Raw genomic sequence first — 15,951 nt, 5'->3', positions numbered from 1 at the left:
GCGTGTCAGTTTTGAAGGATAAAAGATAACAATATTTTTTATTGTTAAATTGCGATAAAATTAAACTGCTTAGGGAGGACCTATTATGGATACAGTATTCTTAGTACTTTTATTAATTGCGGCCGTAGTTGTCGCTAACATCGTTTATTGGAAATTTAATAAAATTCCAATTGCCTTTATTCAAATTGCAGCTGGTTTGGTATTATCTCTTTTTCCCATTTATAAACACTTTGAACTTGAACCAGAAATTTTCTTGTTAGTTATTATTTCAGTTTTAATGTTCAACGACGGCCAACACACTAGTCTTGGTCGTCTAACACATCAATTTGGCACGACTTTTTCATTATCGGTCGAACTAGCCATTATTTCTATTTTAGTTGTCGGTTTTGTAACACATTTAATAATTCCTAGTATGCCACTAGCACTGGCATTTGCTTTAGGAGCTATTATCACACCAACTGATGCCGTAGCAGTCAGTTCCATCACTAGTAACATGTTAGTTCCAACTAATGTCATGGGCACCTTGGAAAATGAATCACTATTCAATGATGCTTCCGGTATCGTAGCTTTGAATCTTGCCATAGCAGCAGCAGTAACTGGTAAGTTCTCCCTATGGAATGGTATCGGTAATTTTATGTATGTTTTCTTCGGAGGTATTATTGTTGGTGCTATTCTTGGGGCATTAATTGTAACGATTCGACTGAAGTTGATCAACATGCACGTTGATACACCATCAGTTATGGTACCCTTCACTTTATTAACACCTTTTGTAGTTTATTTAATTGCTGAAGCAATCGGCGTTTCCGGCATCTTGGCAGTTGTTATGACCGGCTTGATGCATGGTATTCAACAGAACCGTTTACGTTTGACCAGTTCTCGACTGCAGATTGTTATGACTAGTACCTGGCAAATCGTTTCTAGTATTCTAAACGGAATTGTTTTTGTACTATTAGGTCTCTCATTACCATCCGTCATCATCAACTTGCATAAACACGATTCAGGTTCTGTCACCATTCTTTTCGGAATTGGAATTCTACTGTATGCAATCATGACCATTATGCGTTATCTCTGGACTAATTGGGATTTCGCCCGTATCAGAGCTTGGGATAAAAAGGAAAAGCATGCTAATAGTATTGTTATGGCATACAGTGGTGTTCATGGAACTATCACTTTGGCTATGGCTTTTTCACTCTCCTTAACTTTAAATGGTCAACCATTCCCATTCCGTAACGATATCATCTTCGTAGCCGCTGTCGTTATCTTGACAAGTCTTTTAGTCCCAACATTAGTTTTACCGCTCTTGTTACCTCATCAAGAAACTAAATATACTGATGCTGAACTAGCTAAAGCTAAGGGTCAAATGGTTGACGATGCCATTTTATCTCTTCAAAGTCGTCATGGAGGTTCAATCAATACTAGCCAAGTTGTCACTATTCTTGATGGTCAAAGAAACATTGAAGGTCGTGCTGATAAAGCTAAACTAGATATCATCTTCGATAATTGTTTTGAATTGGAAAAACAAACAATTGAAAGTATGCTTCAAAGTGGTGATATTTCTGAATTAAATGCCGATCTTTATATGCGAGTTGCCCGTCGAACCATCATGCAATATCAACAAAGCAATTGGCAGAGAATTTCGCTTTTCTTTAGATTTAATATTGTTGAAAGAGCTTCTTTTTCTAAAAAAGCTCGAAAACGTCGAAAAGTCTTCCGACAAATGGCAAATCACAGCCATGCAACTAAGGCTGAATTAATTAAACGCAACCGTCAAATGTGGCAAAGTATGACCAAAGTAGAAAAACAGCCTTATGATAAAATCATTAGTTATCTCAACCAAAGTTTAATCAACGATAGTGATAATAACCGAGAAATTACTATTGTTCGCCGAGCATATGATGAAAGGCATCGTCGTCTAACGAATGATTTCAATAGTCATGAGGAATTTGAAAATAATCAAAATGAATTATTGATCGAAGCATTCCAACAGGAAAATACTTATATTCAATCAAAAATCACTTCCAAGGAATTCAGTACTGATTTGGGTGGTGCCTTATATGAACAGATCTCCACTGATCAATTAGTTTATCTACAATCCCTTAATGAAGAATAAAAAGAAGTCTATGAAGAAATTAGGGCTTTTACTGATGATTGGTTAAGGTGGAAGTGTACTTCACTTTCCGTCTTCCATAACAAAGCCGATTTGGCTAGAGAACTCTTTAATTGTTATTAATTCTAAAAAAATCACACTATATTATTGCGAATCCCTTACATTGAGGGATTCATAAACAATAATTTAGTGTGATTTCTTTTTTTTGAAGAAATAATCAATCTTCATCAATTCTTTTTATTTTTCAGCATCCTTAGTTCGTTTCGTATCACGAATCAAAACTGGTTTTAAATATTGACCCGTATAGCTTCCCTTAACTTCAGCAAGTTGTTCAGGTGTTCCCGTTCCAACAATGTTCCCACCGCCTTCGCCACCTTCTGGACCAAGATCAATCAACCAATCAGCTGACTTCACGACATCCAAATTATGTTCAATAACTAAGACAGTATTACCCTCGTCAACCAAGCGCTGTAGAACTTCTAACAAACGCTTGATATCGTCGGTATGTAAACCAGTTGTTGGTTCATCCAAAATATAGAAGTTCTTACCACTAGATTTCTTATAAAGCTCTGAAGCCAATTTCATACGTTGAGCTTCACCACCAGATAATTGTGTAGCAGATTGTCCCATTGAAACATAACCTAAACCAACATCAACGATAGTTTGTAACTTCCGTTTGATCTTAGGGATATTGCTAAAGAATTCAAGTGCTTCTTTAACTTTCATATCAAGTACCTGGGCAATGTTTTTGCCCTTGTAGGTTACTTCTAGGGTTTCTGAATTATAACGTGTTCCATGACAAACTTCACATGGTACATAAACATCAGGTAAGAAATTCATTTCAATTTTGATAATTCCGTCACCATGACAGTTTTCACAACGGCCACCTTTAACGTTGAACGAGAAACGGCCTTTCTTATAACCACGAAGCTTAGCCTCATTAGTTTGGGCAAAGAGATCTCGAACATCATCAAAGACACCTGTATAAGTAGCTGGATTACTTCTCGGAGTTCTACCAATAGGACTCTGATCGATAGCAATCACTTTTTCAAGTTTTTCATATCCAGTTATCTTTTTATAAGCACCAGGCTTTTCTGAGTTATGATTCATCTTTTGTGCCAAGGCACGTTTTAAAATCATATTAACTAAAGTTGATTTACCAGAACCAGATACTCCTGTTACAACGGTAAATTTACCTAATGGGAATTTTACATTTAGCTTCTTTAAATTATTCTCGGCAGCACCATAAACCTCGACAAAATCCCCATTACCTTTACGACGTTCTAAGGGAACCGGTACAAACTTTTTACCAACTAAATATTGACCAGTCAAGGATTTAGGATTTTTTTCAACTTCTTCAGGTGTTCCAGCAGCAACAATTTTACCACCAGCTTCCCCGGCACCAGGACCAACATCGATTAGATAATCAGCTGCTCGCATCGTATCTTCATCATGCTCAACGACAATTAAAGTATTGCCAAGATCACGCATTTTTTTTAATGAACTGATCAAACGATCATTATCACGTTGATGCAAACCAATTGATGGTTCATCCAAAATATACATAACACCAGATAGGTTAGAACCAATCTGTGTGGCCAAACGAATTCGTTGAGCCTCACCACCAGATAATGTTCCTGCTGATCTAGAAAGTGTCAAATACTCCAAACCAACATTAATCAGAAAGCTCAATCGATCCCTAACTTCTTTCAAAATTGGTTGGGCAATAACAGTATCCTGTTCACCAAAATTTACTCCCTTAAAGAATGGGAGTTCATCTTTGATTGACATATTCGATACTTCAGCAATATCTTGACCGTCCACTTTGACAGCCAAAGCTTTCTTGTTCAATCGTTTACCATGACAAACTGGACAAGTTAATTCAGTCATATATTTACGCATAACCTCACGAGTGAAATCACTGTTTGTTTCATTATAACGACGATTGATATTAGGAATGACACCTTCAAAAGGCACATCGACATCACGAACATTTCCAAAATCATTCTCATAATGGAAGTGGAAGTTCTTACCATCAGAACCATTCAAAACAATATCCTGATCCTTTTGAGGTAATTTTTCAAATGGGACATTCATATCAATATCGAATTCTTTACAGGCTTGTGCCAACATCTCAGGGTAATATTGTGAGCTAATTGGATTCCAAGGTTCGATCGCACCCTCGGCTAAAGTTTTACCTTGATCAGGAACTACAAGATCCAAATCAACTTCTAGTTTGACACCTAAACCATCACAATTCTCACAGGCTCCGAAAGGTGCATTAAAGGAGAATAGACGTGGTTCAAGCTCACCTACCGTAAAACCACAAATAGGACAAGCATTCTTCTCAGAGAAAACCATAGGCTCTTGTCCAATAACATCCACGTTCATGTAACCATCGGATAAGCGTAAGGCTGCTTCAACAGAATCAAATAAACGTGACTTGATATGGTCATTGATCACGATTCGATCGACCACTACATCAATGTCATGTTTTTTGTTCTTATCCAATTCAATATCCTCACCGATATCACGGACTTCACCGTCAACACGAATTCTGACATAACCTTGTTTCTTAATTTGCTCCAAAGCCTTTTTGTGTTGACCACGTTTTGATCTAATGACCGGTGAGAGTATTTGAAGTTTAGTTCCATCTGCCAATTTTAGAACTGCATCAACCATTTGTTGAGCTGATTGACTAGTAATCTTGGTTCCATCATTTGGACAGATAGGTGTCCCGACACGAGCCCACAACAAACGAAGATAGTCGTTGATTTCGGTTACTGTTCCAACCGTTGAGCGAGGATTCTTGGAAGTTGTTTTTTGATCAATTGAAATTGCTGGACTCAGACCATCGATCGAGTCGACATCTGGTTTGTCCATTTGACCTAAAAATTGACGTGCATATGAAGATAAACTTTCGACATAACGTCTTTGACCCTCGGCATAAAGAGTATCGAAGGCTAAAGAACTCTTACCTGATCCTGACAAACCAGTCACAACAACCAATTTATCACGAGGAATGGTAACATCAATATTCTTCAAATTATGTGCACGTGCACCATGAATAACAATTTTATCATTTAACATATAATTACATTTCCGCCTTTAATTCCAAAATCGTATCACGTAAATGAGCTGCAGCCTCAAAGTCTAACTTCTTAGCGGCACTTTCCATTTGCTCATTTAAATTAGCAAGCAATTCTTTTTGTTCTTTTTTAGTCATATCTTTGAAATCAATATCATCATTGATTTTTTCAGTTTCGGATGAAGCATTATCAACCTTCTGGAACATAGAAATAGCATCTCGAATTGGTTTCACGATCGTAGTTGGTGTTACGCCGTGTTCTTCGTTGAATTTCTCCTGTAACTGACGACGGCGAGCAGTTGCATCAATTGCTCCCTTCATCGAATCAGTAACCGAATCAGCATACATAATAACTTTACCATGTTCATTACGTGATGCCCGACCAATAATCTGGACTAAAGAACGCTCTGATCTCAAGAAACCTTCTTTATCAGCATCCAAAATAGCAATCAAGGAAACCTCAGGTACATCGATTCCTTCACGAAGTAAATTGATACCGATCAGAACATCAAATTTACCTAAACGAAGGTCCCGGATAATCTTAGTCCGTTCCAAAGTCTTGATATCACTGTGAAGATAACGAACCTTGATTCCTAAGTCCTTGAAATAATCTGTTAAATCTTCGGCCATTTTCTTAGTCAAAGTTGTTACAAAGACACGCTCATGTTTTTCAACTCGATCATTAATTTCACCTACTAAATCATCAATTTGACCCATAATTGGTCGAACTTCGATTTTCGGGTCCAATAAACCAGTTGGACGAATAATTTGTTCAGCACGATTGTCTGTTCGTTCCATTTCGTAAGGACCTGGTGTTGCAGAAACATACAAAATTCGGTTAACATGTTGTTCAAATTCATCTAGCTTTAATGGACGATTATCCAAAGCACTAGGCAAACGGAACCCATAATCAACCAACTGTTGCTTTCTGGCACGATCACCATTATACATTCCTCGAATTTGGGGCATCGTAACATGGGATTCATCAATCATAATATTAAAATCTTTCGGGAAGAAATCTAAAAGGGTAAATGGTGGTTCCCCTTCAGCACGTCCTTCCATATGACGTGAGTAGTTTTCAATTCCGGAAGTATAACCCATTTCACGCATCATTTCGATATCATATTCTGTTCGTTGTTGAATTCGTTGAGCCTCTAATAATTTACCTTCTTTAGTAAATTGGGCTACTTGAACATCCATTTCATCCTTGATTCTAGTTAACGCATCTTCCATCTTAGAATCACTGATCATAAAGTGAGTGGCTGGGAAAATACCAATATGATCCATTGAACCTTTAACCTCTCCTGTCAAAGCATCCATTTCGATAATTCGATCAATTTCGTCACCAAAAAACTCTACACGAATAGCGTTATCATCTCGTGAAGCTGGAAAAATATCAATAACATCACCACGAACACGGAATCTACCACGTTGGAAATCAATATCATTTCTTTCAAATTGATTATCAACCAATTCTTCTAATAAGGTATCCCGAGGTATTTGTTGACCAACATGTAAGGAAATAATACTGTCAGCATATTCCCTAGGGTCACCTAAACCAAAGATACAAGAAACAGAAGCAACCACGATCACATCGTTTCTTTCCAATAGTGAGCTAGTAGCCGAATGACGTAATTTATCAATTTCATCATTGATGCTAGAATCTTTTTCGATATACGTATCACTAGAAGGCACATACGCTTCTGGTTGATAGTAATCATAATAACTAACAAAATATTCAACGGCATTGTTTGGGAAAAATTCCTTAAACTCACCATATAGTTGACCAGCTAATGTTTTATTATGAGAAATAATTAAAGTTGGTTTGTTTAAATTCTTAATAACATTCGCCATTGTAAAGGTTTTACCAGTACCAGTAGCACCTTCTAAAACAACTTCCTTTTCGCCAGATTGAAAATCTTTAGTGATTGTATCAATGGCTTTAGCTTGATCTCCAGCCGGAGAATATTTTGAAACTAGATCAAATTTATTATCATCAATTCTATCTATCACGGACCTACTTACCCCCTCTTTAAGCTAAAAAATACACCTAACTCGCGCATGAATTAGATGTAATCTTTGTTAGGCTTATTTCGCTGTTTCTATATTAACATAGCGAACATATTTTCGCCATTTATTTACTTATCGGTTGTTAACCTTGGTAGGACTAAGAAAATCCCCAAACCAATCAAGAATAAAATACTTAATGATGCGGCCCCAATTGTTGATTTTCCGGTCAATTGTGTCACGACTCCAACTAAAATAGGACCCATTACCGCTGAAAATTTACCCAGAATATTATAAAAGCCAAAGAACTCGCTGCCAGATTCTTTAGGAATCAATTTCCCAAAATAAGAACGACTCAAGGCCTGAATCCCGCCTTGGCTGGTCCCGACTAGAACAGCTAAAATCCAGAAATCAGTGGTCGATTTGAGTTTCAGCGCATATAGACAAATGCCAAAGTACAAAATAATTGCCAGCAATATCCCTTTACGCGTCGAAAATTTATTAGCAATCCAACCATACAAAATGGAAAAAGGAAAAGCTACTAATTGTACAACTAACAAAACAACCATTAGGGTAGTTGTGGTAATGCCCATATCCATTCCAATGGACGTGGCCATAGTAAAAATAGTATCAACTCCATCAATGTAGAAAAAATACGCTACTAAAAACCAAACTGCTGCTTTATATTTTCGTAAGTGAGTTATCGTGATTCCAACACGTTTAAAGCTGGAAATAATGGGATGGTTATTTTCAGGTAATGAGTAGACTTGCTGAACATTTTTTAATAAAGGAACAAAAAAGATAATCCACCAAATTGCTGCTATGAGAAAACTAACCCGAGCGACACCATAACCTGATAACATTCCAAAACCACTGGTCAATTGTAAGACTAGGAAAAGAATAAACGACATTACTCCACCTAAGTAGCCATAAGCATAACCATTAGACGAGAGTGAATCCATTTGTGAATTATCAGCTACGTCAGTCAAAAAACTATCATAGAATAGGTTACCAGCCGAATAACCGATTATCGACAGGATATACACTCCCAGTAATATTTGCCATTGATTTGGCGGTACTAATGCCAAGCCCACCGTCATAAAAATACTCAAAAAAGAAAAATAACTTAATAATTTCTTTTTATGGTGTGGATAATCTGCCAGAGCCCCTAAAACTGGTGCCAAGATCGAAACTATTAGGGTTCCAAAACTGTTGGCATAACCCCAGAAAGCAGTGGCATTAGCTTGAGATACTCCCGAATTCTGTGCTACTGACTTAAAATAAACCGGTAAAACAGCTGTAGTAACAATAATTCCGTAACCTGAATTAGCCCAATCGTAAAAAATCCAACTCCACTGTTTTTTATTAAATCCCATAATTACCCCTATTCTAATCTACAACTACGCCATCGATAATTTTGCCGGCTATTGGTTCCGAAAATTTCAAACCCAATAATTTAGCAAAAGTTGGAGCTTCATCAACCAGATCAGCCTGTGCAACTGTTTGGTTTTTCTTCACCATCGGACCATTAAAGATTATCGTTGTTTTATATCCAGTTTTATCCGGATCATAACCATGAACACCTTGATAACGATCAGCCTGCCCCATCATTTCTGGTAATACTTTTTCTACAACCTCGGCACGTTCACTTTCATCAGTAAAATAATAACCGGCTTTGGCCTCAACCATTAAAGTACATTTGGGATCAGCCCCACGAGCAACGGCCTCTTGAGTTGAATAAATCCTTTCGATTCCTTCAATTTCGGTAATAAGATTCCGTAAACGTTCTATTTGTTCAAAGTTTCTCGTATAAATATATGTACAACCATCGCAAGTTTTAGCCATCACCGACCAATCCTTTTTAAAGGTTTGATTTGGTTTAGCAGTCAACCATCCATGTTTAGCAAATAATGTATTTAGATGAATCATCTTATCAACGTTGATCTGATAATGATCACCCAAAATCGCAAAGTTAGTATCCGCAAAAGTACCCGCAGTTTTGGTGGCCTCAATAACTTGGGCGACATGATTATCCAACCGATGTAAGGCTTCCATTGCTTCGTCAGAACGTACCCCATAACGATGACGCATACTATCCATATCAACCAAATGCAACAAAGTAAGATTGGGCTTTTTGGTTTTAATTGTATCAATCGCACAAGCTGTAATAAATTCATCTAATTCCGGTTGCTTGATACCATTGCGTAATTTGCCATATTTATTATTCATTTGCCAAATTAACAGTGGCGAACTAGCTTTCAATGATACTAAAACTTGATTCGTCCAAATACGATTTGGAAAAATTTCTGCTAAATTATAATTAATTTTACTTCCAGCAGTTACCGGCCATAAAAAAGCTGCGGTTTTTAAATTTTGTTTGCGTGCTAAATCATACAACGTAGTTGACTTAACATCCCTTTGATACCAGAACCAATCCGGTGAACGACGTTCTGGTTGAATCTTAGTATTATTTACAATTCCGTGTACATTTGGATACTGTCCCGTAATAATGGTTGTGTGAGAAGGATAGGTCAAGGTTGGATAGATTCCCTTCACCTCTTTGACCCAAGTACCACCATTGACAAGTTTATTCAATGTTGGTAATTCAGCTTGATGTTCATCAATATCCCTAAACCCTAGCGAATCAAGCGAAATAATTACTAAATGTTTATTTTCAGACAAAATGCTTTCCCTCTTTCACAAACTACATGAAAATATTATAGCGCAGTTAACAAAACCATGTAACGCTACAAAGAAGCCATAATCTCCTGCTAAGGCAAAAAAAGTCTGAGACCTAACTGTTTTTAATTTAAAATTTGCAACGTAAACACGAAACGAAATTTTGTCTGCCTAACTAAAAAACACCTTATCAATTCAAAGTACGAATTGATAAGGTGTTTTCATTAGTGGCCGAAAAATGACCACATTTTGTTTCGTTTTTTAGTAATCGATTTATTCCCAGCCTTCGATTTCTTTACCGAAATCAGCTAGTTTTTGAGCGGCACCATCTTCAGTATCACTCTTAACACCGATATAAAACTTCATTTTTGGTTCTGTACCAGAAGGTCTAGCAGCTACCCAAGTATCATCAGCTAAAACATATTTCAAAACATTAGCTTGTGGTAAACCAGTTGCCTTAGTACCTTCTGCAGTTATATCAGTATCATTTTGATAATCAATAGTCTCAACAACCTTAACACCATTGATCTCATCAATTCCCTCTTCACGAAGAGTCTTCATGATCTGAGCCATCTTATCTTTACCAGAAATACCAGCAAAGGTCTTTGAGATAGTCTTTTCACGATAATAACCAAACTCTTCATAAAGATCTTCTAGAGCATCATAGATAGTTTTATTTTGTGATTCGTAGTAAGCGGCTGCTTCTGCCAACAAAAGAGTTGACTGCATAGCATCTTTATCACGAACAAATGGTTTAACCAAATATCCATAGCTCTCTTCAAAACCAAAGAGAAATTCATTACTACCTGTTTCTTCAAATTGTTCGATTTTTTCAGCAATATATTTGAATCCTGTTAAAACATCGAACATCTTAATATCATATTTATTAGCAATTGCTGTGGCCAATTCGGAGGAAACGATTGACTTAACAACTGCTCCATTAGCTGGCAATGCTTTTAAGTTCTTCTTAGCCTGTAATAAATAGTTTAGCAGAACTGAAGCAATTTGATTACCAGTCATTAATTTATAAGAACCATCGGGTTGTCTAACGGCAGCTCCCAATCTATCGGCATCAGGATCGGTAGCAATCAAGATATTAGCACCAATCTTTTTACCACGTTCAATAGCCAAATCAAAGGTTTGAGCAAATTCCGGATTGGGGAATGGTGTCGTAGCAAACTCTGGATCAAGGATGGCCTGTTCAGTTACCATATTAAAGTTCTTAAATCCTAATTGTTGGAAAATTCTTGGTGCAATCATTTTTCCAGTTCCATGAAGCGGTGAATAAACAAATTTCATCTTGTCACCAATATCATGAATCAACTTAGGGTTAACAATAACTGTTTCTAGATTCTTCATATAATCTAAATCAACATCTTCACCAATAAGAGTTAATAACTTGTCTGCTCTCAACTTCATAACAGGCATAACTTTAATGGCAAAGAGATCACTAGCCTTTCTAGCAAAACTAGTAATATTGTCTGATTCAGCTGGTGGCATTTGACCACCATCAGGACCATAAATTTTGAAACCATTATATTGTTTAGGATTATGGCTAGCTGTAATCATAATACCTGCATAGGTATGTAGACTTCTTACAGCAAAAGATAATTCAGGCGTTGGTCTCAAACTGTCAAACACATAACTGTGAATCCCATGAACACCAAGAACTTTAGCAGATTCATAAGCTAAATCCTGTGAATAGTAACGTGAATCGTAACTAATAGCTACACCTTGTGCTTTAACTTTGTCATCCAAAGTATCCATAAAGGCAGCTAGTCCTTCGGTTGCTTGACGAACGGTATAAATATTCATTCTATTAATACCAGGTCCAATCAAACCACGCATACCGGCTGTACCAAACTCCATAGGTTCATAAAATGCTTCTTCAGCTACTTTATCATCTTGTTTAATTTCGTTTAGTTGCTCTTTCATATCTGGATCTAGCTCTTTATAATCGAGCCATTTTTGCATGTTATCTTGCCAAGACATTAATTGGTCCTCCTAATTTGTAGTACTTACAGTCATTATATCAATCATAGAGTACTATTAAAATTTGATTTACATAACTTTAACAATAAAAATTTAAAATAGCCTTAAAATTACGTGATCAAATTTTCAAATTAGTTAAAATTTACTACTAATGATTCTGTTGATATCCGTATCATAATATTTTGCTAAAGCAATTAAAGTATCAATATCTGGCATTCGAATACCTGTTTCATAGTGGGATAAGGTTGTGACATCAATATTTAGATGTTGGGCAACTTCTTTTTGGGTGACATCTTTTTCTCTTCTAAGAAGTTTCAAATTTTTCGCTATATTAAAACCCGATTCGTGCATTAATTGGTTCAAGTTTTTATCTACTACTTCACGCATAAGAATCACTTCCTAACTTTTTAATTTCATTATATGTTTAAACATGTACATTGTGGAACCAATTTAAGACAATATAATTTTCAATATTTAAACATTCACTACTAAAACATGGTACAAAAAAAGGATTATGTTAACGGCAAAATATGCCCTCACATAATCCTCAATTCAATTTTATTAGTAGTTATTTATTTAGCAGAAACTTTATCATCGGCTAGTTCTTGAAGGTAACTGAAAACTTGTTGACCAGCAATACCACCCTCACCGACAGCAGTTGCTATTTGACGTAGATCTTTCTTTCTGACATCACCAACTGCAAAAATTCCAGGAACTTTAGTTTCCATATGGTCATTGGTATTAATCCAACCATCCTCATCAAGAACCCCAAGATCCTTAAAAGCAGATGTCATTGGTTGAATACCAACATAGATAAAGGCACCTTTAGCAGGAACAACATGCTCTTCACCAGTTTCTTTATCAACATATCTTACACCGGCAACCTTTTGATCTTCGCTCATGATCTCTTTAACATCAGCATTCCAGACAAACTTAATCTTATCATTCTTAAATGCACGATCTTGTAAAATCTTTTGAGCACGTAGTTGATCACGACGGTGAATAATTGTTACAGACTTAGCTAATTGAGTTAAGTAAATACCTTCTTCAACGGCAGAGTCACCACCACCAATAACGGCAACGTCTTGTCCCTTAAAGAATGCACCATCACAAACAGCACAGTAAGAAACACCACGTCCTGATAATTCATCTTCGCCAGGAACACCAATCTTCTTATATTGTGAACCAGTTGCAATGACTAAAGCTTTTGTTTCATAGTCGCCATCATCAGTATGGATGATTTTGACGTTTCCCTTATCCTCAACTGACTCAACTGCACCATAACCAAAATCAGCCCCAAATTGAGTTGAAGATTTATACATCTTTTCACTCAAATCTGGTCCTAAAATTGAATCAAAACCAGGATAGTTTTCAATCGCAGCGGTGTTATTCATTTGCCCACCGTAGATACCACGATCAAGAATCATTACTGACAAGTTAGCACGTGAAGCATAAAGAGCGGCAGTTAAACCACCAGGACCTGCTCCAATAACTACTACATCATATGTTTTCATCGTCGATTACCTCCTATTACTCAACAAATATTACCATTTTTTTTCAACTTAGCAATTAAGTTGCTCACAATTCATTATACCAAGGTTCCGTTTGTTTCCGTCGACGATAGACCAACAAAACAATCGCAACTACAAATAATACCAATGATAATACTTGGGAAACTCTAATGCCTGGCAAAATATAAAGACTATCAGTCCGCATCCCTTCAACGAAAAATCTCACGGCTGGATACCAAATCAGATAAGTCAAAAATACCTCTCCACGTTTGAGTAAATGTTTTCTATTTCTCAAAACTAAAATTAAAATCAAACCAATCAAATTACCAACTGATTCATATAAGAAAGTTGGTTGTCGATAAGCCCCATTAATATACATCTGTTCAATAATGAAATGTGGCATATGTAATGACTGTAAAAAGCTCAACGTCGTCTTAGCACCAAAAGCTTCTTGGTTCATGAAATTACCCCACCGACCAACAATTTGGCCTAACAGAACTGATGGAGCTACAATATCAAGCATTAACCAAGGCGAAATTTTACGCTTTCGACAAAGCACCATTAAAACAATAAAAGCTGCAATCAAACCACCATAAATGGCGATTCCTCCATGCCAGATCTTAATGATCTCACCAGGATTGGCTAGATAAAAAGGGAGTTCAAAAATCACATAATAGATACGGGCTCCAACTAAAGCAATCGGTACACCATATAAAACCAGATCTAAGATATTATCGGGATCCATATGTCTACGTTTAGCCTCACGCATTGCCATAACTACTCCGATCAAGGCACCCATAGCAATAATGATTCCATACCAATGAATCTGTAATCCACCCAAGTCAATGGCAATCGGATTTAACGCTAACAAATCAAGACTCATTACTTACCTTCTTCATCATTCTTAGTTTTTGCTTCATTTTCTTTGATCAATAGTCCTAAATTATCTTCAAACTTCTTTGTTGCATCATAACCCATCTTTTTAGCACGATAGTTCATAGCAGCAACTTCAATAATAATAGAAATATTACGACCAACTTTTACGGGAACAGTAATTTGAGGAACATCTACATCAAAGAAGGTTCTTTTATCTTCCAAAGTTCCAATCCGGTCATAATTCTTATCAGCTGACCAGTTCTCCAAATTAATAATCAATTGAATTTCACTTTGTGAACGAACTGCCCCAGCACCAAAGAGATTCATCACGTCAATAATACCGATACCACGGATTTCCAGTAAATGATTCAAAATCTTAGGTGCCTCACCAACAATTGTTTTCTCATCACGTTGATAAACATCAACACGATCATCAGCAATCAAACGGTGACCACGTTTAACAAGTTCCAAAGCAGTTTCACTTTTACCAATACCGGAATGACCAGTCAAAAGAATCCCAATACCATAAACATCAACTAAAACACCATGAATTGATTCTCTAGGTGCTAACTTTTCATCTAAGTATTCGGTAATCATACTAGAAAGTCTTGTCGTTGGCAATTCTGAACCAATTACGGGCACATCGTGTTCATTGGCAGCTTTCAATAATTCTTTACTAGGTTGAATATTTCTCGAAATCAGTAGTGCTGGAGTATCTTCACGACACAATTCCAACATGACCTTATACCGATTGTTAGCCGTCATTGAACGGGAATATGCTGACTCAGTTTGTCCAAATAATTGAATCCGTTCACTTGGATAATAATCAAAATAACCAGTTAATTCGATTCCTGGACGAGAAATATCACTCGTTGTAACCTTCTTTTTTTCCAGTAAGTCTTCTCCGTTATAAACTTTTAATTCATTATCTTTTACCATTTGCGATACAGTAACAAAATTTGTCATAGCCATCCCTCACTAATTCTATTTTTATAATAATTTTATCATTAATAGAACAAAAAAAACGCGTTCTAGACGCGTCTTTGAAAATTATCCATTGTATAGTTATTAATAATTGAATTACAGATTGCTAAAATAACTGCAACAAGTAAAGCTGAACCAAAGCTACTAAAGCCAAAGCTCTTGGCTCCCATTAATGTAGAAGTCAATTCCAAAGTTATCGCATTTATTACAAAAGAAAATAATCCAAATGTAATAAAGGTGATCGGTAAAGAAATGATATGTAATATTGGTTTGATCGTCCAATTCAAAATTATCAGAACAAAACTAGCCAAAATTGCAGTAACGACTCCATCAATATAGAACATACCCGCTGGCAAGACTCGCGCTATTGCTAGAAACAACAGTGTTTGTACAACCATTTTGATTAAGAACTTCATTTTATACCCTCATTTAACTCTCTTCTGAATCAGTAATATTTCTTTGATGATCGAGGCCCACGTCTTCTCCTAACACCAGTTTCTTGAATGTTTCGCTTCTCAGGAAATGAAAACACACAAATCACATAAACTAAAATGGTTAAGAAATATGTTAGCGGTGTTAAAAATATGAAGGCCAACCGAATCCAAGTCGAGTCAATCCCAAAGTACTCACCCAATCCCCCACAAACACCTGCGAGCATCCGATTTGTACTAGATCTAGTAATTCTATTTTTCATAAAATTTCACCTC

12 protein-coding genes are annotated in these 15,951 nt (G+C 36.5%); 1 reads left to right on the top strand and 11 read right to left on the bottom strand.

The genetic code is table 11. From position 1 onward, the window contains the following. Window positions 1-85 precede the first annotated feature (85 nt). Complete coding sequence (locus IV57_RS05910; RefSeq protein ID WP_057880580.1) at window positions 86-2,110, top strand: cation:proton antiporter domain-containing protein; 2,025 nt, start codon at window positions 86-88, stop codon at window positions 2,108-2,110. A 234-nt stretch (window positions 2,111-2,344) separates the two neighbouring features. On the opposite strand, the gene uvrA is transcribed toward IV57_RS05910, so the two are convergent. From uvrA to IV57_RS12975, 11 genes are all read right to left on the bottom strand, one after another. Continuing rightward, on the bottom strand, window positions 2,345-5,197 hold the full coding sequence (uvrA, locus tag IV57_RS05905) for an excinuclease ABC subunit UvrA (protein ID WP_057880579.1): 2,853 nt from the start codon (window positions 5,195-5,197) through the stop codon (window positions 2,345-2,347). 4 nt (window positions 5,198-5,201) lie between these two features. Then, a complete protein-coding gene (uvrB, locus tag IV57_RS05900; protein WP_057880578.1) occupies window positions 5,202-7,208 on the bottom strand; it encodes an excinuclease ABC subunit UvrB in 2,007 nt (668 codons plus the stop codon). A gap of 125 nt (window positions 7,209-7,333) precedes the next feature. Beyond that, window positions 7,334-8,578, bottom strand: coding sequence for an MFS transporter (locus tag IV57_RS05895; RefSeq protein ID WP_057880577.1), 1,245 nt, complete (start codon window positions 8,576-8,578; stop codon window positions 7,334-7,336). A gap of 13 nt (window positions 8,579-8,591) precedes the next feature. Next, window positions 8,592-9,884, bottom strand: a complete 1,293-nt coding sequence (locus tag IV57_RS05890; protein ID WP_057880576.1) for an alkaline phosphatase family protein — start codon at window positions 9,882-9,884, stop codon at window positions 8,592-8,594. Window positions 9,885-10,154: 270 nt separating this feature from the next. Next, complete coding sequence (locus IV57_RS05885) at window positions 10,155-11,873, bottom strand: phospho-sugar mutase (RefSeq protein WP_057880575.1); 1,719 nt, start codon at window positions 11,871-11,873, stop codon at window positions 10,155-10,157. Between the two features lie 135 nt (window positions 11,874-12,008). Further along, window positions 12,009-12,260, bottom strand: a complete 252-nt coding sequence (locus IV57_RS05880) for a helix-turn-helix domain-containing protein (protein ID WP_057880574.1) — start codon at window positions 12,258-12,260, stop codon at window positions 12,009-12,011. A 185-nt stretch (window positions 12,261-12,445) separates the two neighbouring features. Continuing rightward, entirely contained in the window at window positions 12,446-13,387 is a 942-nt protein-coding gene (gene trxB, locus IV57_RS05875; protein ID WP_057880573.1) for a thioredoxin-disulfide reductase, read from the bottom strand. Between the two features lie 64 nt (window positions 13,388-13,451). Next, the gene (lgt, locus tag IV57_RS05870; RefSeq protein ID WP_057880572.1) at window positions 13,452-14,267 is read right to left on the bottom strand and encodes a prolipoprotein diacylglyceryl transferase; all 816 of its coding nucleotides are present in this window, start codon (window positions 14,265-14,267) and stop codon (window positions 13,452-13,454) included. Continuing rightward, on the bottom strand, window positions 14,267-15,226 hold the full coding sequence (gene hprK, locus IV57_RS05865; RefSeq protein ID WP_057880571.1) for an HPr(Ser) kinase/phosphatase: 960 nt from the start codon (window positions 15,224-15,226) through the stop codon (window positions 14,267-14,269). The genes lgt and hprK overlap by 1 nt, the downstream gene beginning before the upstream one ends. A gap of 65 nt (window positions 15,227-15,291) precedes the next feature. After that, a complete protein-coding gene (locus IV57_RS05860) occupies window positions 15,292-15,660 on the bottom strand; it encodes a phage holin family protein (protein WP_057880570.1) in 369 nt (122 codons plus the stop codon). Window positions 15,661-15,689: 29 nt separating this feature from the next. After that, the gene (locus tag IV57_RS12975; RefSeq protein WP_083488911.1) at window positions 15,690-15,938 is read right to left on the bottom strand and encodes a PspC domain-containing protein; all 249 of its coding nucleotides are present in this window, start codon (window positions 15,936-15,938) and stop codon (window positions 15,690-15,692) included. Between the last annotated feature and the right edge of the window lie 13 nt (window positions 15,939-15,951).

Source organism: Companilactobacillus kimchiensis, assembly GCF_001438805.1.
In the GTDB taxonomy this organism is placed as follows: Bacteria; Bacillota; Bacilli; order Lactobacillales; family Lactobacillaceae; genus Companilactobacillus; species Companilactobacillus kimchiensis.
The sequence above is the reverse complement of the archived record's forward strand: the minus strand, read 5'-3'. Positions and strand labels throughout refer to the sequence as shown.